This window comes from Brevibacillus brevis (assembly GCF_022026395.1).
Lineage (GTDB): Bacteria > Bacillota > Bacilli > Brevibacillales > Brevibacillaceae > Brevibacillus.
Map to the genome: position 1 here is coordinate 1781753 of NZ_CP041767.1, position 22668 is coordinate 1804420.

20 protein-coding genes and 1 pseudogene are annotated in these 22668 nt (G+C 46.8%); 15 read left to right on the forward strand and 6 right to left on the reverse strand.

The annotated features are described in order from the left end of the window. Positions 1-102: 102 nt before the first annotated feature. The 4 genes and pseudogenes from FO446_RS08925 to FO446_RS08940 all read right to left on the reverse strand — a co-directional run bounded on the left by FO446_RS08925 (position 103) and on the right by FO446_RS08940 (position 2324). On the reverse strand, positions 103-576 hold the full coding sequence (locus tag FO446_RS08925; RefSeq protein ID WP_173608595.1) for a hypothetical protein: 474 nt from the start codon (positions 574-576) through the stop codon (positions 103-105). 80 nt (positions 577-656) lie between these two features. Continuing rightward, positions 657-806, reverse strand: a pseudogene (locus FO446_RS08930) (glyoxalase); the annotation flags it as partial. Positions 807-995: 189 nt separating this feature from the next. Next, positions 996-1514 carry a hypothetical protein gene (locus FO446_RS08935; RefSeq protein WP_173608593.1) on the reverse strand — a complete coding sequence of 173 codons (519 nt, stop codon included), beginning with the start codon at positions 1512-1514 and terminating at the stop codon, positions 996-998. Between the two features lie 288 nt (positions 1515-1802). Next, positions 1803-2324, reverse strand: a complete 522-nt coding sequence (locus tag FO446_RS08940) for a M23 family metallopeptidase (RefSeq protein WP_173608592.1) — start codon at positions 2322-2324, stop codon at positions 1803-1805. Positions 2325-2709: 385 nt separating this feature from the next. Here FO446_RS08940 and FO446_RS08945 point away from each other — a divergent pair, with 385 nt between their 5' ends. Beyond that, entirely contained in the window at positions 2710-4890 is a 2181-nt protein-coding gene (locus FO446_RS08945) for a glycosyl hydrolase family 18 protein (RefSeq protein WP_237900418.1), read from the forward strand. 247 nt (positions 4891-5137) lie between these two features. On the opposite strand, the gene FO446_RS08950 is transcribed toward FO446_RS08945, so the two are convergent. Then, complete coding sequence (locus FO446_RS08950) at positions 5138-5380, reverse strand: hypothetical protein (protein WP_173608590.1); 243 nt, start codon at positions 5378-5380, stop codon at positions 5138-5140. 211 nt (positions 5381-5591) lie between these two features. On the opposite strand from FO446_RS08950, the gene FO446_RS08955 reads away from it, so the two are divergent. The 14 genes from FO446_RS08955 (at position 5592) to FO446_RS09020 (ending at position 21362) form a co-directional block, all read left to right on the forward strand. Next, complete coding sequence (locus tag FO446_RS08955; protein WP_237900419.1) at positions 5592-7124, forward strand: DUF4901 domain-containing protein; 1533 nt, start codon at positions 5592-5594, stop codon at positions 7122-7124. A 458-nt stretch (positions 7125-7582) separates the two neighbouring features. Then, complete coding sequence (locus tag FO446_RS08960; RefSeq protein WP_173608587.1) at positions 7583-8788, forward strand: ROK family transcriptional regulator; 1206 nt, start codon at positions 7583-7585, stop codon at positions 8786-8788. A gap of 151 nt (positions 8789-8939) precedes the next feature. Then, positions 8940-10220, forward strand: coding sequence for an ABC transporter substrate-binding protein (locus tag FO446_RS08965; RefSeq protein WP_221867760.1), 1281 nt, complete (start codon positions 8940-8942; stop codon positions 10218-10220). A 76-nt stretch (positions 10221-10296) separates the two neighbouring features. Next, a complete protein-coding gene (locus FO446_RS08970; RefSeq protein ID WP_173608585.1) occupies positions 10297-11256 on the forward strand; it encodes a carbohydrate ABC transporter permease in 960 nt (319 codons plus the stop codon). A gap of 30 nt (positions 11257-11286) precedes the next feature. Next, entirely contained in the window at positions 11287-12129 is an 843-nt protein-coding gene (locus FO446_RS08975; protein ID WP_173608584.1) for a carbohydrate ABC transporter permease, read from the forward strand. A gap of 30 nt (positions 12130-12159) precedes the next feature. Next, the gene (locus FO446_RS08980; protein ID WP_173608583.1) at positions 12160-13149 is read left to right on the forward strand and encodes a Gfo/Idh/MocA family protein; all 990 of its coding nucleotides are present in this window, start codon (positions 12160-12162) and stop codon (positions 13147-13149) included. 13 nt (positions 13150-13162) lie between these two features. Continuing rightward, on the forward strand, positions 13163-14137 hold the full coding sequence (locus FO446_RS08985; RefSeq protein WP_232774264.1) for a Gfo/Idh/MocA family protein: 975 nt from the start codon (positions 13163-13165) through the stop codon (positions 14135-14137). Between the two features lie 15 nt (positions 14138-14152). Further along, positions 14153-15127, forward strand: a complete 975-nt coding sequence (locus FO446_RS08990) for a Gfo/Idh/MocA family protein (RefSeq protein WP_237900421.1) — start codon at positions 14153-14155, stop codon at positions 15125-15127. 5 nt (positions 15128-15132) lie between these two features. Beyond that, on the forward strand, positions 15133-15957 hold the full coding sequence (locus tag FO446_RS08995) for a sugar phosphate isomerase/epimerase family protein (RefSeq protein WP_237900424.1): 825 nt from the start codon (positions 15133-15135) through the stop codon (positions 15955-15957). Between the two features lie 27 nt (positions 15958-15984). Continuing rightward, the gene (locus FO446_RS09000; protein WP_173608579.1) at positions 15985-16971 is read left to right on the forward strand and encodes an ROK family protein; all 987 of its coding nucleotides are present in this window, start codon (positions 15985-15987) and stop codon (positions 16969-16971) included. Positions 16972-17134: 163 nt separating this feature from the next. Then, positions 17135-17953 carry a hypothetical protein gene (locus FO446_RS09005; RefSeq protein WP_237900426.1) on the forward strand — a complete coding sequence of 273 codons (819 nt, stop codon included), beginning with the start codon at positions 17135-17137 and terminating at the stop codon, positions 17951-17953. 126 nt (positions 17954-18079) lie between these two features. Then, entirely contained in the window at positions 18080-19132 is a 1053-nt protein-coding gene (locus FO446_RS09010) for a hypothetical protein (RefSeq protein ID WP_173608577.1), read from the forward strand. Between the two features lie 136 nt (positions 19133-19268). Beyond that, positions 19269-20183 (forward strand): cysteine synthase A, encoded by a 915-nt coding sequence (gene cysK, locus FO446_RS09015; RefSeq protein WP_173608576.1) that lies wholly within the window; start codon positions 19269-19271, stop codon positions 20181-20183. Between the two features lie 15 nt (positions 20184-20198). Then, on the forward strand, positions 20199-21362 hold the full coding sequence (locus FO446_RS09020; RefSeq protein ID WP_237900428.1) for an FAD-dependent monooxygenase: 1164 nt from the start codon (positions 20199-20201) through the stop codon (positions 21360-21362). Between the two features lie 61 nt (positions 21363-21423). Here the strand turns inward: FO446_RS09020 and FO446_RS09025 are convergent, their stop codons facing one another. Next, complete coding sequence (locus tag FO446_RS09025; protein WP_173608574.1) at positions 21424-22608, reverse strand: amidohydrolase; 1185 nt, start codon at positions 22606-22608, stop codon at positions 21424-21426. Between the last annotated feature and the right edge of the window lie 60 nt (positions 22609-22668).

Genomic DNA, 22668 nt, shown 5'->3' on the forward strand with positions numbered 1-22668 from the left:
ACTGAACTACCTCCTTTCATTGTTTTTAGTATCTAGAAATTGAAAGGGGATTATACGAATTTATCAGATGATCCTTTGGATCGATAGGAACGCTGGTTCGTATTATTTAAAATCGGGATCATGCTTTTCCAATACTCCTTTGGCTTTCAAAAGAACGAAGTACATGTATGTGATTATGGCGGGGATCAAATAGGATAAAAAGGTTCCTCCAATATTCCAACCATTAAAATATTGTACTTTGCCAAAATAATAGGCGATGGATTCTAAAATAGTTTGGGCAACAGAAAAAAATAGGATCCAGAAATATGGATGGATTCTGGTTCGGAGAATGAGATAGTAAGTAAAGCAGGCAATCACGGGGAATATGCCGAGGTTCATTGGCAGCACAGAAGCGGTCTTGACCTCTAAAACAGGTGTCAATATCCAGTAATGGTTATAAATCCCCCAGACATTCACGATGTACGACAAGACTGATGCAAATGGACCAATCGTGAGAACAATTTTAGGTGATTGTAAATACAACCAAATTCCAAAAATCCAAGGAAATACGAAGCCAAGCAAAATGTTTATTAGCATTGCTTTATTTTCTCCCAAAACCTTTTAATGAACATTATTGCCGTAGGATACAAGACTTATGACAATGCTCAATTCGACCTAATTTGAACGTTCATTTCTTCGGCAGTTCCGTAAGTTGCAATCCAACCATGATCCATCAATAAATTTAGTCCGAGCACGTCCTGATAAAAGCATGTAGCTGCGGCGATATCCTGGGTGTCTATATTGGCGACGATTCGTTTGACCTTCAACTCGTACCCTCCAAATTATTTGCGTTTTTAGTAATCCTTTGATTATCTTACATGGAATATAAGAGATTAACAAAAAGGTCAATCGATGAGATCATGACAAAATTGCCGTTGAGATACGTAAAAACGTCAACACACCTCTTAACCCATGTAAGAGGTGTGTCTATTTTCACACTTTGCTAAAATGTAAATTTATTTGTCAAGTAGGGAACCGTCGGGAAATGCATTCTTTAGAGAGTCCGCAAGTACAATAATTTTACTCCAATCAAAATTGTATTTGTTAAAAACAGATGCGCTTGTGATGCCGCGCTTAACAACTCTTCCATTTTCTTCATCTAAGAGATAGACAGTTGCACTGTTTTGGAACTTTATCAGTTGAGCATTTTCACCAATGACTTGCCCATCGGGAATACTGCTAAGAGACGAGTATTCCCTAATACCATCCCAACTATTAAACAATTTAAAGTAAACTTCGGCACTAACAATGCCTCTTTTTTTACCATCCATGACCAAATATACAGTTGCACTGTTAGTTTCTTTCACCCGAAACCCATTCAATAGATGTGGATCTATTGCTTTTGCTTGAATTGACTGATTTGACTTTGAAGATGGAGAGGTGGCAGTCGTCTTATTTGATTCAGCATACGATGGTGTAGCCAACATACTAGCTAAAAGTAATGTAGCAGATAGGCAAGACAAAGCTCGCTTCATAAAAACAACTCCTTAATTGTAATTTTTTTCCAATTCAATATGAATTTCTTTGCTATCAATTGTTTTCCTCTGGATGTATGGAGGGATTTGTTACAAAAGTGTGAATACTTAAATGCACCGACCCACAAGAAAAGGAGCAACGCTAAGAAAACTTTAGATATTAGCAACGGTGTAAATCATCTCCTATATGTGGATAGTGATCCCGGATAGGAATGCTAGTCTTAACATGATCGATATTGTGTGGAAATTAAAAAAGCCACCAATCCTTACGGAAGGTGACTGGAATCCTCATTGGTTATTTTGTGGTAAATAATCAGTAGGATTAACTAGAGTTCTTTGTTTCATAACAGAAAAATGCAGCATATCTCCTGTTTCGGACGAGCCTACTTCTGCTATTTTTTGACCTTTCTTTACGGTATCTCCGGGCTTCACAAGAAATGAACCAAAGAGAATGTGACCATAGAGAGTACTGAATTCGGAATTGTGCTTGATGATGATAGTTTCTCCATAGCCTTGATTGCTACCAGCGAAAAGAACGATACCATCATTTGCTGCAAAGATAGCTGTACCTTTAGCGGTTGCATAGTCTAATCCGTTATGACCTTTTGATTCCTTGGTTTCAGGATCAATTTGCAAGCCAAAATCAGAGGAAATGACATAAGTATCATGGATGGGGGCTTCTAACAAAAAGCTTGTCTCGTTCATTTTACTAGGCTGACTCGAATTACTTGCCTCCGCCGCGAAAGCTGTTGGTGTTAAAGTAACTGCTAAAGTTAATAGACTCAAAATAGCAATGTTTCTGATTTTCATATTTCCTCCCATTTCCTTTAAAGATAGTTTCTTTATGGAATACGAGAAATATGGAAAAACGTAACTGTAAAAAGGAATTATTTTTTAGATGGTTAGGGAGGAAAGAGACGCAGAAACGCTGAGCAGCTGCCAGTTGCTTAACATAAGAGAAAAAAGTATAAGTGTCCTTGCTTGATACAAGGGCACGAACATCTATGATGTGTAGAGCAATGTTTTTACTCATTAGAAAAGCATCCAGTCTAATCAGCCCCCCTTTTCTTCCTTTGGTCGGAAGGGAGGGTTTTTTATGTTCGTTTGTGTTTGGTCACCCTTTTATTACCATTTATGTAAATGTATTAGCATATCGTGATATAAGTCGTAATAAGATGGATTTGTAACAAAATCCATGAAGATCGAGAGGGATACTATGAAATTCGGGAAATGTGTTAGGAATGTGCTAATGGCAAGTGCTCTGCTGGTCACCTCCGTGTTGCCCATGGCGGCACAGGTGGCGCAAGCAGAGGAAAATCAAGCGGAGGCGACAGCGGTATCCAATTACAAAATTATTGGCTACTATCCCTCATGGGGAGCTTATGGACGAAACTACAATGTAACGGATATCGATCCCAATAAAGTAACGCATATTAACTACGCATTTGCGGATATTTGCTGGAATGGCAGACACGGCAACCCAGATCCAACGGGGCCCAATCCACAGACTTGGGCTTGCCAGGATGAAGTAGGCAATATTAATGCCCCGAATGGTACAGTTGTCCTCGGAGATCCATGGATTGATGTGCAAAAATCCTTTCCCGGAGATACGTGGGATCAGCCGATCCGCGGAAATCTGAATCAATTGGCAAAATTAAAGCAAAAAAACCCTCAATTAAAGACATTGATATCAATCGGGGGCTGGACGTGGTCCAATCGCTTCTCTGATGTAGCAGCAGATCCGGCTGCACGCCAAGTATTTGCTCAGTCCTCGGTAGATTTTATTCGGAAATATCAAATGGATGGGGTCGATCTCGATTGGGAGTACCCAGTTGAAGGAGGCTTGCCTGGAAACAGCAAACGTCCAGAAGATAAGCAAAATTACACACTCTTACTACAGGCTGTCAGAGACAAACTCGATGCGGCTGAGGTAACGGATGGCAAACAGTACTATTTGACGATCGCCTCTGGTGCCAGCCCTAGTTATGCAGCAAATACAGAGCTTGGAAATATTGCCCGGGTTGTGGATTGGATCAATATTATGACCTACGACTTCTATGGAGCCTTCCAAAAGCAGACAGGGCATAACGCTCCGTTGGCCTATGATCCGGCAGCAGGAGCAGCAGGTTTGCCAAATGCTCAAACCTTTAATGTCCAAACAGCTGTAGAGGGCCATCTTCGTGACGGTGTTCCTGCCAGCAAGCTCGTTCTCGGACTTCCGTTTTACGGAAGGGGCTGGTCGGGTTGCGGAACGGCTAACAATGGGGAATATCAAAATTGCACAGGGCCTTCAACAGGAACGTGGGAAGCTGGTATGCTTGACTTCACGGATATCCAAAATAATTATGTGAACAAAAATGGCTTCACACGCCACTGGAATGACGCTGCAAAAGTGCCTTACCTCTTCAACCCCGCTTCGAAAACATATATCAGCTATGACGACGTGACTTCAATCGGTCACAAAACCTCTTATATTACATCCAAAGGATTGGCAGGCGCAATGTTCTGGGAATTTAGCGGGGACCGTAACAAGGTTCTGCTAGACAAAGTGAATGGCGATCTTCTGGGCGGGACAGCTCCGGTCGACAACGTACCGCCGACAGCACCAGCTACTCTCCAATCGACGGCAATAACAGCGACAAGTGTGAGCCTGACTTGGGGAGCTGCAACCGACAATGTAGGGGTTATGGGCTATGAGGTATACAATGGCAATCAGCTTGCGAAAACGGTAACCGGTACAAATACGACGATTAGCGGGCTTACACCCGGCACTACGTACCAATTCACAGTGAAGGCGAAAGATGCAGCAGGTAATTCCTCAGCAGCAAGCAATGAGGTAACGGTTACTACGGATACGACTCAACCAGACAATCAACCGCCAAGCACACCTACCAATCTAGTCATTACAGGGAAAACAAGCACGAGTATCAGCTTGAGCTGGGCTGCATCTACAGACAATATCGCGGTGACGAATTACGAGGTTTACAACGGGACAGCATTAGCTGCGGATGTAACGACTACGACGGCAACTGTCACAGGACTCACGCCAAACACCTCTTATACCTTCTCTGTGGTAGCGAAGGATGCAGCAGGTAATTCTTCACAGAAGAGCATTGAGGTCGTAGGTGTGACAGATTCTGCGAATCCGGGAACTCCTGCATGGGCGCCAAATGTAAACTACGTAGCTGGTGACTTGGTCAGCTATCAAGGCAAGGTATACAAATGTCTGCAACCACACACTTCTCTCGTAGGGTGGGAGCCACCAAATGTAGCGGCTCTCTGGCAAGTTCAACAGCAAGCGGCAGTTGAAGGAGTCGAGGGTTATGTAGATGAGCAGATGACGGAAGAAACAGAAGGAAATACAGATACCCAATAAATAGGGAAGGGGCTGTCCCTCCAGTCATGAAAATGACGGAGGAACAGCCCCTAATTGTTCGTTTGGAAATTAAGCAAAGGCTTTTAACAGTTGGAGGACTAATGGAATAAGATCTCCAATAAAAGTAAGAATCGCAATTGCCGTATTCATAGAAGCCCCTCCTTAAAATTCCAAATTCACTATTATTATATTAATGTTCATAATAGTAATCAAGAAATATTTTCCACCTATACTGAAAAAAAGTGACTCATGTGAAAAAGTCATACAATGACTTGATAAAAATAACGATTTGTAAGGCAACCAGTCCAAAAATAATGACAGCCCAGTCTCTGTTCTTTTTCCATTCCAATACGCCTTTCGAGGCACAGATAGCGACTAAGCCTACCATTGCTAATAGCTGAATGAAAGCGACACCTGTCAGTAGTGCTAGAATCCCAATGACAACAACAACCGTCACGGTCGCTTTAAACCAAAAGGGCTGCTCACTCATACTAACGCCCCATTCCTTTTTTTTGTAAATTTTAACATACACACAAAAAAAGCCAAGCCATAAGGCTGTTAGAGACTTATGAAAAGCAAAGGGGGAGCATTCTGAGGAATGTATGTATATGTTACTTTTTTTTAGGAAAATGAAACAAAACAGATTCAGGTTCGAATAATGAGTGCGAGAAAACAAATATGGACAGACGAGAGGAAGAGAAATGATGAAAAAAGTTACGCACGCTGTGTTCCTCCTGATGGCTGCAAGTATTGCGATGTCATCTTCTAGTGGTGCACTGGCAAGGGAGAATACGCTGGAAAAAATAAAAGTAGAGCAAATGACTCCTGAAATAAATAATCTGGTAGAAAAAGGGGTAAAGAAAGCAGCTAGTCTCATCCCTTATTTGAAAGATTATCCTGTTAGAGAAGTAGTAGTGAAAGACACTCCTTATCTGCTCGTGAACAACTACAAGTCAAAAGAAAACAATGCAGAATTCGTTACCTTAGTGCTCGACAAAAATACTGGTGACCTGCTTGAGTTTGGCAAACACGAGCTATATAACCAAAAGAGCCAAACGCTTTACCCGATCGACAAATCGAAAGAAATAGCCGTGTCGTTTATGACAAAGTTGTACGGTGAAGACATGGCAGGATACCAGTTTGATGGGGATGGGGTTGCGAAAGTTTTCGATGGTCAAACAAATACCATTCAGTTTGTACGTATGGTCAACGGAGTTCCTTTCACAGACGACATCGTTCAGATACAAGTTGATCACGAAGGGCAAATCACAGGAAAATCCCTTGGCAAACCAATCGAAAAAATCTCCTTCGCGAAATTGGATCAGATCCTATCCAAAGAAAAAGCTGAGAAACAGCTATCCACCTATATGAAATTACGGTATTCCCTCGATAAAGACGGAAAAACATACAAGCTCCTCTATGTTCCTGCTTTTTCCGGTAAGTTGGATGCCGTGTCCGGCAAAGACAGCTTGAATATGCCTTATCATAGCAAAGTGAATGTGAAACCAAAGGGTGCCAGCCAGCCCGTAGCACAATCCCGTGAAGAAGCACAAGCGTATTTGACTCAGCGTACGGGTTATGATTTTGCAAAAGGGAATGTCTTTTTTGAAGATTTAACTGGTGAAAAACCCGTGATTATCCAATATTTCTGGAAAACAAGGAAATGGGAGGGCCGTACTAATTATTCGTGGAGAACAGACGACGGATGGATTGGGAGCATGCTAATCGAACCGAAGACAGGGTCAATTGTGAGCTATCATGTCATCGATACAAGTGTGTCAAAGACCGCTACCAAAAAATTGACGCAAGAGCAGGCTTTGCAATTGGCCATAAATGAATTAGCAGAGATCACTCCAGCTGGTACAGGCGAGTTGCTGCTACTTCAGCCCGGAGAATATGATGAAAGTACAAATCAATACGACTTCTTTTTTGTGAGGCAAGAGCAAGAGATTCCTGTTGAGGATGGGCTGACGCATATCTCGATCAACGGCAGCAACGGGAAAGTCATGGGGATCGATCTCAATGAAAAGGTCGATGGAGTTATGGCTGATCCGAAGAAGGCAATCTCCCAAGAAGAAGCGGCAGCCGCATTGCTCAAGAAATATCCATTGCAGCTACAGTATAGCTTGCAAGAGGAAGGCAAAGCTTCTCTCGTTTATACGATACCTAGGCTATTCGATGCAAAAATAGATGCGTTGACGGGTGAGTTTTATACGTACGGGTCCACAGAATAAGGAAGAAAGCAAGAAGAACCTCCCTTTCCAACGAATTAAGGGAGGTTCGTTTCTTTATAGGTATTGGCAATCTCCACAAGCCTGGCTATCACATCTTCCTCATAATAAAAATGGTACGTTAGTTCATAGTGGGTGGCGCCGTTTTTCCAGATGAGAGTGGCTAATGGGCCGTTGTAACCGAACTTGGCTGTTCCATTCTTTAGTGAAATGGTGCTCGTTTCTTCGTAGCCTCCTATAAAATCTCCAGAACTATTGGAATCCAAGGTGAGATAGGCGCCTAAAGCGATATGCTCTTCAGGAACATAGGTTTGCTTTAATGCCTCGTCCTGTCACCTCATACAAGTTTTAGTAAATAAAAGTTGATCGAAATCTGAGAAAAAACGAAATTGACACAAAATACAAATTTCAGTATGATCACTTTATAAAGTCATTGGAAAAATAAAGGATGAACGAATACGATGCGCAGAACTGGAGATTTGAAACTAATCCAAGAGCTCAATCGCTTTATTATACTCGATACCATACGCCAGTTTGGGCCCATCTCGCGAAGTGATATCGCCAAAAAGCAGGGCATTAGTCCAACTACAGTCACCTCGGCAGTCAATGAGCTGATCCGTGACGGCATGGTTGCAGAAGATGGAACAGGTGAGTCAAAGGGTGGCCGTAAGCCGATTATGGTTCGCTTCTGTCCAGACGGGAAGTTTTTGATTGGCGTATCTATTACGAATACAGCGATTACGATAGCCGAAATGAATTTGGAAGCGGCTACAAAGCAAAAGAAAATTTATCCCGTAAAAGCTGGGCTGGTGAGTGACCTGATCATCCAGTATGTACTGGATTCGATCCAGGACTTTCTCCAATCGGTGGATGATGTCAGCCGTTGTCTGGGCATTTCCATCATCGCACCAGGGATTGTTGATGCAGCTAGTGGGGTTATCCGCTTCAATTCCAAGTTGCGCTTGCATGATGTTCCGTTAAAGGACATGGCAGAAGACCGTTTTGGGCTAAAGACGTGGCTCGACAACGATGCCAATGCAATTGCCCTGGCGGAAAAAAACTTCGGTGGTGGACTAAATGCCGACAATCTTCTGTTTGTTACCGTAGGAGAAGGGGTTGGTTCGGGACTCGTTGTAAACGGTTCCATCTTCCGTGGAAGCCGAGGTGGAGCAGGCGAATTCGGGCATACGACAGTCGATCGAAGTGGGATGCGCTGTGACTGCGGCAACGTCGGCTGTTTGGAAAACTACGTGGCGTGGCCGGCCATTTATTCAGGCTTGCTGTCCGCTGTTACACGGGGAAAAGAAACGCTCGTCATGGATTTGGCTGAGGGAGATATGACAAGAATCACATTTGATGTCTTCCGCCAAGCACTGCATCAAGGGGATCAAGTATGCCAAGACATCGTCGACGAAATCGCTTCGTATTTATCGATCGGCATTGTGAATTTGGTGAATTTGTTCAATCCGAGCCTGATCATTCTGGGTGGAGAAATGATCCGGGACAACCAAGTATTGTTTGAGCGCATCCAAAAACAAGTGATGGCCCAAGCGATGGGGACGATGGTCGAAGGACTGGAATTCCGTCCAACTGTGTTGGGGGCTGATTTCGAGGTCAAGGCTGCTGCTGCTGTTTTGTTACAAGATGTTTTTCACTTCAGCTTGTAACATCTTTTTATATACTTTATTTGGTCATTGGAAAAAGAAAGTTTCACCATCAAAAATCGTTGAAAGGGGGCGAGTCGAAAAGGGAAGCGTGTTGCGTTTGGCCATATTTTGGGGGTAAAAGAGGAGAACGTAAATCGAGGAGGGATTTCTGATGAAGAAGTTGGTATCGATTGCAATGGCTGCTCTCTTGGTAGCAGTGGCAGGATGTTCAGGTGGCGGGCAGAGCTCCGCACCAGCTGGAACAACTGACAGTGCTGCTTCAGGCGAAAAGGTAACGCTCACATATGCGCTGTGGGACAAAAACCAGATGCCTGCGATGGAGGAAATGGCGAAAAAGTTTAACGAAAAGAACCCGAACGTTGACATCAAGATCGAGCTAACGCCGAACAAGCAATACTGGACAAAGATGGAGGCAGCCGCAACGGGTGGCACCTTGCCGGACATTTTTTGGATTAATGGTCCACGTATCATTAAATACGCAGATAATGACATGCTCTTGCCGATTACTGATCAAATCAAGGCAGATGGCATCGATCTGAACAATTATCCGAAAGCTCTCGTTGATCTCTACACCTATGATGGACAAAACTACGCGCTACCGAAAGATTTCGACACCATTGGCCTTTGGTACAACAAGAAGCTATTTGACGACGCAAAAGTACCGTATCCAGACGAAACCTGGGATTGGAACAAGCTAAAGGAAGTAGCAAAGCAACTGACTGATGAGAAAAAAGGCGTTTGGGGAATTGCAGCACCTCCTTATGGACAGGACGGCTTCTATAACACGATCTATCAAAATGGTGGCTATATCATTTCGGAAGACAAGAAAACGTCCGGCTATGACAAACCTGAAACGATTGAAGGCCTCAAGTTTTGGACAGACCTGATCAACGAAAAAGCATCGCCAACAGCAGCGCAATTGTCCGAAACAGAGGCAACACAGCTGTTTGAATCAGGCAAGATCGCGATGATGTACAACGGATCATGGATGGCATCCGCTTTTCATAAAAATGAGTATACAAAGGACAAAGTGGACGTGACGTATCTTCCAAAAGGAAAAGAGAACACAAGCGTCATTCATGGCTTGGGCAACGTGATTTCGGCTAATACCAAACATCCGAAGGAAGCATGGGAATTCGTAAAATTCTTGGGCTCGAAAGAAGCGGCAGAAATCCTGGCCAAATCGGGTGCTGCGATTCCGGCATTTAACGGAACACAGGATACTTGGGTACAATCCATGCCGAACTTTCAACTGAAAATTTTTATTGATCAGGCAGCAATGGCGAAACCATATCCGATCTCAAAGGACACAGCAAAATGGGCCAAGCTGGAAACAGAGCTCATGACGAAGGCTTGGGCTGGACAAATGAGCGTAGAGGATGCATCCAAAGAGCTGGCGCAAAAAATGAACGAAATGCTTAGCCAAGAATAAAAGGTCCACGATGGATGGCTTCGCATCATGGACGAGGCGAGGCCATCCTTTTTCGAAAAGCTTCTGTAAGGAGGGAATGAATGCGATGAGCAGCCAGTTGCAGCCTGAAATGCACGCCGCCGTCCAGCCAAAAACGAAAAAATCGTTGAATCGCATGAAGAGAAGTGATTGGTTCTGGGCGTATCTCATGATTGCTCCCACACTGATCGGGTTGGGTGTTTTCTACTTATGGCCGATTGTACAAACCATTTATTTGAGCTTTACCAAATGGGGAGGATTCGGAAAGTACAAGTGGGCTGGCTTACATAATTACGAGTTGTTGTTAAAGGATCCTTACTTGTGGATTGCACTGAAAAACACGCTGATTTATACAGTAATCGCAGTTCCAGTAGGTATCGCTATCTCCATTTTTATCGCTGTGCTGCTTAATCAGAAAATTAAGGGGATTACGATTTATCGCACCCTGTACTTCCTGCCCGTTGTGACGATGGCGGCAGCGGTGGCGATGGTGTGGAGATGGTTGTACAACGCTGATTACGGTCTGATCAATTATTTGCTGAGCATGATAGGCATTGAGGGACCACGCTGGATATCTGATCCCGCCATTGCACTGTATGCGGTGATTATCGTTGCCGTTTGGAGCTCCATCGGATACAACATGGTGATTTTTCTGGCCGGACTGCAAGGCATCCCGAGAAGCTATTACGAAGCGGCAGAAATTGATGGCGCGGGACCAGTTCGTATGTTTTTTAAGATTACGTTGCCGCTGTTGACTCCTTCGATCTTTTTCGTCAGTATCACTTCCTTGATTGGGGCTTTTCAAGTATTTGACCTGATTTATTTGATGCTCGGAAGCAAAATGGGCAATCCGGCAACAGAGCAAACACAGACGATGGCGTACTTGTTCTTTACCAATGGATTTGAATCAGGGAACGGTGGCTATGCGGCCGCAGTTGCCGTCGTGCTTCTGGTGATGATTCTGATCGTCACTGCTATTCAAATGAAGTTGCAGAAAAAATGGGTTCACTATGATTAAACAAAGCTGAACAGACGGGAGGGATATGGAATGAGTGTTTATACGAGTCGGAATAAAACAACCAAGAAATTGTTGATTCATCTGCTGTTGATTGCAGGTGCTCTCGTGATGATTGCGCCATTCGTCTGGATGGTTCTCACTTCGCTCAAGTCACTCGGCGAATCGACACAGGTGCCGCCGGTCATTTTGCCGACCAAGTACCAATGGGAAAATTACACCCATATTTTTGAGATGCTGCCGTTCTTGGACTTTTATTGGAATACGGTGATTACAACAGTAGCCAAGGTAGTCGGACAAGTATTCCTTTGCTCGCTTGCAGCTTACGCATTCGCGCGAATTGAATTTCCAGGGCGAAACGCCTTGTTCATCCTGTTCTTGACCGTCTTGATGGTGCCAGGTCAGGTGTTTCTGCTCCCGCAATTTATGATCATGAAAGAGCTTGGCTGGCTGAATACGTTGACAGCATTGATTGTACCGGGATTGTTCAGTGCATTTGGTACGTTTCTTCTGCGCCAATTTTTCATGTCGCTGCCAAAAGAACTGGAAGAAGCGGCGAAGCTCGATGGTTGCAACCATTTTCAGATTTATTGGAGAATTATGCTGCCGCTGGCGAAGCCCGGCTTGATCGCACTCGCCATTTTCGTAGCATTGTGGTCTTGGAATGACCTGATGTGGCCGTTGATTGTCAACAGCACGCCGGATAAAATGCCGCTCTCCGCTGGTTTGGCGTACTTGACGGGCGAGCACACCAATTTGACGAACTACCCGATTTTGATGGCGGGCTCCGTTCTTGCCATTTGGCCGATGATCATCGTCTTTATTTTCATGCAGAAGCATTTTGTCGAGGGAATTACCCTAACTGGGTCCAAATAGTCATTTTTTGAAAAAAGGAGTGAAACCATTATGCATCATGTTCTGGTAATCGGAGCAGGAACCATGGGGACTGTTCACGCGAAATCGTATGCTGCCATGGAAAACGTCAAGCTGGTTGGGATCGTCGATATCCGCAGCGAGAGAGGAAAAGAGCTGGCAGCCGAGACAAAAACGGAATGGTTTGAGAGCTATGAAGAGGCACTAGAAAAACTGGCGCAGGTAGATATCGTAGACGTGTGTTTGCCTACGTATCTCCATAAAACCTATGTGAAAAAGGCTGCGGATGCAGGCAAGCATGTCATTTGCGAAAAGCCGTTGGCACGTGATAAGGAAGAGGCTCGTTTTATCGTTGATTATTGCCGGGAGAAAAACGTCAAGCTGTTCGTCGGTCACGTCCTGCGCTTCTTCCCGGAGTATGAAAAGTCCCGTCAGCTGGTTAATGACGGCGCGATTGGCAACGTTGGTGTGGCACGTACGTTCCGTGGCGGTATCTTCCCGACAGCGTGGAACGATTGGTACGCCGACTACAAAAACAGTGGCAGTCTTGTTTTAGATATGATCATTCACGATTTTGACTTTTTGCGCTGGTGCTTCGGGGATGTGGAGCGTGTGTACGCGAAAGGCTTGCTTGGTCGAGGTTTTGCCCGGATGGATTACGCACTTGTCACGCTTCGCTTCAAGAACGGCATGATTGCACATGTGGAAGGCTCGTGGGCACATGAAGGCTTCGCGATGAAAATGGAGCTGGCAGGCAAGGAAGGCATCATTGCCTACGACAGCTCGAAGGAAAAACCGCTAGTGGCGGTTAATCGCTCGAAGCAAGCAGGCATGAGCGGAGTCGCAGTTCCGGAGAGTCCGTTGCGTGAAAACCCGTATTTCAGAGAACTGAAGCATTTCATCGAATGCATCGACCGTGATCTGGAGCCACTCGTGACGGCAGAAGACGCCGTTAAAGCGGTAGAAATCGCTCGTGCTGCGCTTGTGTCAATCGAAACGGGCAAACCCGTAACTTTGGTGTAGGAGGGGACTGGACATGAAACTCGGAATCATCAGTGTTGCACATATGCATGCATACAGCTATGCAAATGCGGTTGCGAAATTAGATGGAGTTCAATTGGTCGGGGTAGCAGATGAGGATGAAGTGCGTGGAAAGGCGGCGGCTGAGAAGTTTGGCGTTCCGTTTTTCGCTGATTATCATGAGTTGCTCGCAACGGATATCGATGCGGTCATCGTCACTTCGGAAAACGCCAAGCACCAAGAGCATACGTTAGCGGCAGCGAAGGCAGGCAAGCACATCCTGTGCGAAAAACCGCTGGCGACAACAGCCGAGGCTGCTCAAGAGATGATCGACTTTTGCCGCGAACAGGGTGTCATCTTGCAGACGGCATTCCCAGTGCGATTCCATCCGGCTGTTGTTCGTGCAAAGCAATTGGTGGAGCAAGGCAAGGTCGGACGTATCATGGCGATCCGGGGTACGAACCGTGGACAAAATCCGGGTGGTTGGTTCGTCGATCCGGAAAAATCGGGCGGAGGAGCAGTGATCGATCACACGGTTCACGTTGTTGATTTGATGCGCTGGTTCATGGACTCTGAAGTGCGTGAGGTTTATGCCGAGGTAGACAGCAAGTTTTCCGATACGCCGATTGATGATTGCGGCATTTTGACCATGGAATTTGAGAATGGGGTATTTGCCACACTCGATTGCAGCTGGTCTCGGAACAAGGCCTTCCCAACTTGGGGAGATGTGACAATGGAAATTATCGGGACAGAAGGAACGATTTCACTCGATGCTTTTTCTCAAAAGCTGGATGTCTATTCCAATGAAAAAGGTTTGAAGTGGGTCAACTGGGGCGATGACATGGACAGTCAATTGGTCAAGGATTTCGTCACCAGCGTGCGTGAAAAGAAAGCGCCGTCGATTACGGGTGAAGACGGCTTGCGAGCTGTGGAAGTAGCACTCGCCGCTTATCAATCCGCTGAACAGAAGCAACCAGTCGTATTACGGTAGGACGGTGAGGAACGCATGAGTGTACGTGTAGGCATGATCGGCGTAGGTGGAATCGGACAGCATCATCTAAAAGGCTTGTTGACGGACGAGAGGGTAAAGGTCGTTGCAGTGTGCGACGTGAACCAAGAGACGGTAGCAGAGACTGCTGAGCGCATTGGTGCGCATGGCTACACCTCTTGGCGTGAGCTGGTAGAGGCAGAAAAGCTGGATGCTTTGTTTGTATGCGTCCCACCTTTTGCGCATGAAGAGATTGAGGAAACAGCGGCGGCGAAAGGGATTCATCTGTTTGTGGAAAAGCCAATTGGGCTGGATATACAGAAAGTGAACGAAAAGCAAGCAGCGATTGAAAAGGCAGGGATTATCACCGCGACTGGCTATTGCCTGCGCTATCTCGATATCGTGCAGGAAGCGAAAGAGTACTTGGAAGGCAAGTCGATTGCTCTTGTCCGCGGCCATTATTTGACCAAGTTCGTCACGACAACTTGGTGGAGGGAAATGGGCAAGTCAGGTGGACAGCTTGTCGAGCAGGCGACACATACGCTGGACATGATGCGGTATTTGGCTGGAGATATCGAGAAGGTCTATGCGCAGATGGCCTTGCTCGTCTCGCGCGACATTCCAAACATCGATATTCCAGACGTGACTTCCATCAGTATGGTGTTTCAGTCAGGGGCGCTAGGACATTTGGATACGTGCTTCATCCAACCGGATCACCGTACCAATGTAGAAATTTTGGGCAAAGATTTCCGTGTCATGATTGACGGAAAGCAATTAGCGATCATGGATGAGCAGGGAACACGTACAAAAGCGAGCGCAGTGGATATGTACGTGGAGCAAGATCGGGCGTTTATCACCGCGATTTTGACAGGGGATCGCAGCTTGATTCTGTCGCCGTATGAATCAGCGAGAAAGACGCTAGAAGTAACGTTGGCAGCGAATCAATCGGCACAAGAAGGAAAGCCGGTCACCATTTTGAGAAAAGGGGAGTGAGGCGAATGGCTTTTCAAAAGGGAATCAATGCTTGGTGCTTCCCAAAGGAAACGAGCGTACAAGAAATGTTTCGCCAGGCGAAAGCACATGGCTATCAAGGGATAGAATTGAATTTGGACGAGGGAGAGGCTCCCTTTCATTTAGAGATGACAGAACAGGAATTAAAGGGGCTGGCAGACGAGGCTCGTGAGCTCGGATTGGAGCTGCCAAGCGTCTCTACGGCCCTTTTATGGAAATATCCGTTGACACACAATGAGGAAACGATTCGCGAGCAAGGTATTCGTGTTGTCGAGAAAATGATAGAGGCGGCAAGCATTTTTGGCTCACGGACCGTTCTCGTGGTCCCAGGTCTCGTAACGGCAGAAGTGTCGTATGATACGGCCTACGAGCGGGCGTGTGAAGCATTGCGGCGCTTGGCGAAAAAGGCGGAGCAGCATCAGGTATACATCGGGATAGAAAACGTGTGGAACAAGTTTTTGCTCAGTCCACTGGAGATGGCCCGCTTGATCGATGAAGTAGACAGTCCTTGGGTAGGCGCTTACTTTGACGTAGGCAACGTGCTGCAATTCGGTTTTCCTGAGCAATGGATTCGCATTTTGGGCAAGAGAATCCAAGCAATTCACGTCAAAGATTTCAAGACGACGACAGGCAACATCACAGGTTTCGTCCCACTGCTCGCTGGCGATATCCCATGGAACCGCGTGGTGGAAGCATTGCGTGAAATCGGGTACGACGGCTACATCATCCCGGAAATCTCACCTTACAGCCAGTTCCCTGAGCAATTGATCTCGCATACGTCTCAAGCGTTGGAAGCCATTTTTCAATCGTGAATGGACAACAAGGATGTGAAGCGGAAGATGAATCAAGACAAACCATATGCCATCGGGATTGATCTGGGTGGTACAAAGATCATGGCCGCGATCGTCGACCAGCATGGCAACATCCTCAGTCAGGCGAACGCAGCGACCCCAACAGAAGAGGCAGCACAGGCAGTCATCTGCCGTATCGGTGATTTGGTGCAGACGGTACTAGACGAGAGTGGCATCAATCTCTCACGCATTCGCGGGATCGGGATTGCAACTGCCGGAATTATTGATACGCAGCGTCAAATGGTCATTTTTGCGAGCAATCTAAACTGGAGCGATGTGCCGATCGGCGCGATGCTTCAGGAGCGGTTTGGCGTAACCGTGCAATTGATCAATGATGCCAATGCAGCAGCGGTAGCAGAATGGGCGTTTGGAAGTGCACGAGGCACGAAAGACTTGATCTATGTAACGGTCAGTACGGGTGTTGGTGCCGGCATTATTAGTGGAGGACGGCTGGTTACAGGTGTTGGCGACAGTGCCGGGGAGTTCGGGCATATTTCGCTTGATCCAGAAGGACCGCTGTGCGCGTGCGGGAATAGAGGGTGCCTGGAAAATTACACGTCTGGGCTGGCTTTGGCAAGTAGAGCCAGGGAACAGCTTCTACAGGGTGTTACAAGCTCATTGCTTGTTGAAAATGGGAATGACCTGAGCAGGATAACGGCTAGAGAGGTCGGAGAGGCAGCGGTACGTGGTGACTTGCTCAGCATGACCTTGATGAAGGAAGCAGGCTATTATCTAGGGGTCGGACTGACGAATCTGATCCATCTGTTCAATCCGCAGGTGATTGTCATTGGTGGCGGTGTGATGAAGAACGGACAGCTATTGCTTGCAGAAGCGAAGAACGTCATTCGCGAGCGCTCTATCTCTCGGATGGCAAATCAGGCGAGCATCCAGTTGACTACAATCGGAGCGGAAGCAGGCGTGCTCGGTGCTGCAGGCATGTATTATCCGTCCGAGCGTGAAATGGTTGAAGTATAACGGAATGATAGTACGAGAAGCCGATGTTTGGTAGACATCGGCTTTTTTCTGTTTCCTGTGCAGTGCGAGTCATAGGAGCCTAGACCTAGATTCTATCTATTGGTAAAATATTGATTGGAAAAATCTTCACATATCATGATAGAGAGACAGACGGAGGGGTACCATGGCAGAGGCCAAAACAGCAAAAGCAGCGAAGAAGCCCGGATTTTTCAAAGAACTCCTTACTTTTTTATTGGTAATTGCCATCATCCTCGGAATTGCTAGCGGTGCTATTTTCTATTTATCTGGGAAAAACCTTGATGATCTGCTAGGATCGAGACCCGTAGCAAAAAAGGAAACGAATCAGCCTGCACCCGTAAATCCAGTGTCTACAGGTCAGGAAGCGGGCACAAATCAGCAGTCAAATGCTGTAGCTGTATCGTCGGAGGGGAAAAGTACAACGGACGTGGCGATGCCGGCAGCTTATCCGGTTGAAACAGTAGGCCAACAAAATAATGTCGTAGGACAAGTAGCACAACCAGCAATTCCTACCCAAATGGGATCGCTCAAGGGTACGATTACTTGGCAGTATAACGATTTTGTTGGGACGAAGCCGGATGTGAATGCAAGGATTCTACTCATTTCTAAAGGTTATGATAAGAATACGCTCACTGATGATGAAGAGAGTATATTTGCAATAGGTACAGTACCAAAAAAAAACGTGGGATTATTTGCTGCAAAAGCAAATGGATATGGAAATTACGAGGTTGGTAACTTACCGGCTGGAGAATATCACATCTTGGTCGTATCAGCACAAACCACTCGCAATATTAATGAGCCTATTGATGAATATTTCACAAGTATATTGAAACCTTACATCAGAAATTGGGATTCATTTGTAAGGATTAGTCTATTACATTTAAAATATGAACTCTCCACGATTACAATCGAAGAAGGTCAAACACTCGATTTCAGTCACGATTTTGGTAATACGTTCTATTAATCTTGTTTTGGCCTTTAGACTCATAGGGTTTTCCCCCGCGATTCATGTATCATAAAACTATGGCACGTTTTGGCAGGAAAACAGGTCAAACGTAATAGAATTTGTGGGTAAAGGGGTCGCAGCAGCATGAAGGGAAAAAACAAAAGCATCATGATCGTAATGGCTCTGGTCATCGTCGCATTGCTGGGATACGCAGGCTATCGTTTCCTTGGTCCTGTGACACTGGCGGAAGGGTATTTGTACGAAGACGATACACGCATGCTATACACGAGTGTCACGGTAAATAACGAGAAAGTAAACGTAGAAATAGCAGATTCCATCGTCGAAACGGAAGACAGCATCCCCTTTCTGAAAACCGAGTCGATCTTGCTGGAGGGAACGCTGGATGGGGAACAGCTAACACTCAAAAATCCGGCAACTGGTCAGGATATCATCGGCACAGTGAACGGTGACGAGCTCCAATTTAACGGCCTGCTTATGGAAGAAAATAAGGAACAGACGAGTCTTGTTGCCACAAACAAAAGCGCGTACGAAAGCAAATTGGCGTCATTAACCAAGCGCATCAACGAGGAAGCGGAAGTAAAAAAGAAGGAAGTAGCAGAACAAAGAGCCAAAGAAAAAGAGCGTGTCGATTTCGCCAAAAAAGTAGAACAGACAGGAAAGCTGGAAGCTGATCTGATTGAAACGGCAAAGTATTTGGACGAGCTGCAATTTACGGATGAAGCGCAGTTTTCAAACGATCAAATAGCGGAGCTACAAAGACTGTTGGAAGAGATTCGTACCTATTCGACGCAGCCAGGCTTGAGCAAGATGGAATTCGAGGTCATGCAAGGAACGCTGGGCAGTATGAAGGTGTTGGTCGATGGGATGAACACGATGGATGGCTCGATCCAGGATAAAAACAAAAACATGCAGGAAATGATCGCCATCATGGAGACCGACATGAAGGACATCCAAACGATTTGGGCGGAAATCAAAGCGAGCGTACCGGATGCCGAGAAACGGGAAAAAGCAGTCCTCGCGGCTATCAAGACGGCGACTGATTCAATCGCGCAGGCGAAGCAGCGCCAAGGCTCGGTAGACAAAAGCGGACAAGCAAAAGTGAAAGAAACCGCTAACGGTCTGTATCAACAAGCGGTGAATGTACTGAATCAGACAAAAGCAAAGTATGGTTTTTAGACAGGAATAAGGCTCTCCTTCGAGAGCTTTTTCTCATTTAAGCACCCTTATCGTTTTCAGGTCGGAAAAATTGTATTATTCTTATAGTATTACTAAGGGATAATGACATGAAGGCATATTTTCCAGGAGGAATACGATGAGCGTCTACCAGAACATTACCGAATTGATTGGAAACACGCCGATTGTTCAACTGAGGCGCATGGTTCCTGAAGGAGCAGCGGAAGTTTTTGTGAAGCTGGAGAAATTCAATCCGTCCGGGAGTGTGAAGGACCGCGCTGCCTACAATCTGATTTTGACGGCTGAGCAAGCGGGGCTGATCCAACCGGGGGATACGATCATAGAGCCGACGAGCGGAAATACTGGGATCGGCTTGGCGATGAATGCCGCAGCAAAAGGCTATCGCGCGATTTTGGTCATGCCTGACAATATGTCGAAGGAACGGATCAATCTATTGAAAGCGTATGGGGCAGAGGTTGTCTTGACTCCGAGCGAGCTGAGGATGCCAGGGGCGATTGCCAAAGCGCAAGAGCTGCAAAAAGAGATTCCGCGCAGCTTTATTCCCCAGCAATTCGAAAATCAGGCGAACCCTGACATTCATCGAATGACGACAGCTAAGGAAATTTTTGCGCAAATGAATGGTCGACTGGATGCTTTTGTCGCCACAGCTGGGACGGGAGGAACGATTACCGGAACAGGCGAAGCGTTGCGCGAAAAGCTCCCGGAGCTGTATATCGCTGTCGTCGAACCAAAAGGCTCCCCGGTTCTGTCTGGCGGCAAGCCTGGTCCACATAAACTGGTCGGCACGAGCCCTGGTTTTGTTCCACAAATCCTCAATACAAGCATTTATAATGAAATTATTCAAATCGCGGACGAAGACGCCCTACAAAGCATGAGGCAGCTGGCAGCCCTGGAAGGGATTCTCGTCGGCCCTTCATCGGGTGCCTCGGTCTTTGCTGCCATCACGATTGCCAAAAGGTTGGGAGTGGGTAAGCGGGTCGTGTGTATTGCGCCTGACACAGGGGAGCGGTATTTGAGTATGAATCTTTTCTAATGAGGAGAAAAGGCGATGAGCAACGAAAAACACGCGCTGATCATCGGGGTAGGTTTGAGCGGACTCGCATCAGCGCTTGCCTTGAAGCAAAAGAGTTGGCAAGTGACGCTTTATGAGCAGGCAAAAGAGCATAAAGGCATCGGTGCTGGAATCGTGTTGGCTGCCAATGCCATGAAGGCATTGGATAAGCTGGGGGTTGGACAGGAAGTACGCGAGCTGGGAGCAGCTGTCCGCTCAGCACGGATTCGCGACTGGAAGGGAAATTTGTTGGTTGAGCTGCCTGTCGCGGAACAAGCAGAACGGTACGGGGCTGACAGCTACTTGATTCATCGGGCTGATCTACAGCAGGCACTTTTTGCAAAAATCTCGACGCATGAATTGGTTTTAGGCAAGCAGTTCGTCTCTTTTTCTCAAGAAAAGGAAAGGGTTCATGCCGCTTTTGCAGATGGGTCACGTACACATGCGACGATTCTGATCGGAGCGGACGGGATTCACTCCCGTGTACGGAAGAGCTTGTTCGGGGAAGAGTCGATGAGATACTCCGGGTATACGGCGATTCGCGGGATTGCTACTTATCAAGACCCTCGTTATCCATTGGAATCAGGAGGAGGCTTTGAAGCATGGGGCAAGGGAATTCGTTTCGGATTTTCCCATATTGGCAACAATCGAATACATTGGTTTGCCGCCATCAATGCACCTGAGGGAGAAAAAGATGGGCCATCGGGCCGGAAGCAAGAGACGTTGCGCCGACTGGACGGCTGGTATGAGCCAGTACGTGCAGTGATTGAGGCGACAGAGGATGCAGCCATCTTGCGGCATGATATTTACGACCGTACACCACTCAGGAGATGGGGTGAGGGCCGGGTTACATTAGTGGGCGATGCGGCACATCCGATGCTGCCGAATCTGGGGCAAGGGGCGGGGCAGGGAATGGAAGATGCGCTTGTGCTAGCCAGATGCTTGGCAGATGACCACACGGACTCGGCTCGCGCTTTGCGCATGTATGAAGAGATACGGAAGAAGCGGGCGAATGCGATTGTGAAAGGTTCCCGCTTGATGGGGGCTGTCACCCAATGGGAAAATCCGCTGGCCATCGCGGCTCGTCATTTCCTGCTAAAAACGATCCCTGCCCGTATCCAGAGTCGAAGACTGGACTGGATAGTTGGACATGAGGTGTGAATACGGCGGACAAAAATGAAAGGCAAGGAGCATGAGGCCCTTGCCTTTAGACTTTTTCCGCTTATTGCTGGCGTGCCTGATAGGCAAGCAACGCTGCAATGAACAACTGACCAGTTTGAATCATGGAGCGCTCATCGACATCGAATTTGGGATGATGATGCGGATACGTCGCCGAAATCTCCGGGTTGCGTCCACCAACCATGAAGAAGGTAGCGGGGCGCTCTTGGGCAAAGTAAGCAAAATCCTCTCCGCCCATGCCAGGTGGGATTTTCAATACGCGCTCCTCACCAAAAATGCGTTTGGCTTCTGCTGTAAGCAGCGGAGTCTCTGTCTCATCGTTCCAAGTAGCTGGGTAGCCGCGTTGGTACATGATTTCGCAAGTAGCGCCGACAGCCTGGCAGCTGGCTTCCACGATACGTTTAAGAGATTGCTCGACCGCGCCCCTCACTTCCTCGTCATATGTGCGAACAGTCCCCTTGAGCCTCACTTGATCAGGAATGACGTTGAACGCTTCGCCCCCGCCTACGAAGGAGCAAACAGACAGAACGACTTGTTTCAGCGGATCTACCTGCCGGCTGGCAATCTGCTGCAAATTCATAACAACCTGACTGCCCAATACGATTGGATCAACGGAGGTATGAGGATAAGCACCGTGTCCGCCTTTTCCGTACAAGACGATCTCAAAGCTGTCTGCTGCTGCTGTAATGTAGCCATCTCCGATCCCGACAGTGCCTACGGGGAGCTCGGAGGCAACGTGCGCGCCATACACGACATCAACACCTTCGAGGCAACCCGCCTCCACCATGGCTTTGGCGCCACCGGGTGGCAGCTCTTCCGCGAACTGATGCAGGAATACCACATTTCCTGGGAGCTCGTCACGGAACTCGCTCAACACTTGTGCGACTCCCAAAAGTCCGGAGGTATGTATATCGTGACCGCACGCGTGCATGACTCCTGGAATGCGGGACTTATACGGTACTTCTTTTTCATCTTGAATGGGCAAGGCATCGAAGTCAGCGCGCAACGCAACTGTTTTTCCTGGCTTTCCACCCCGCAAGAGACCGACAACACCCATGCCGCCAACACCGGTTTGTACTTCTATACCAAAAGAAGCCAGCTTGTCTGCTACTTTCTTCGCTGTGTTTTCCTCCTGAAAGGAAAGCTCGGGATACATATGCAAATCACGTCTGAATGTAACAAGCTCTGGATAAATCTCCTGTAGCCGGGCAAACAGTTTTTCTTCCATCGAACCCACTCCTTTTTCCTAGGGAAAGAGATTGGTATTTCGTATTCGTCTTATTATAAA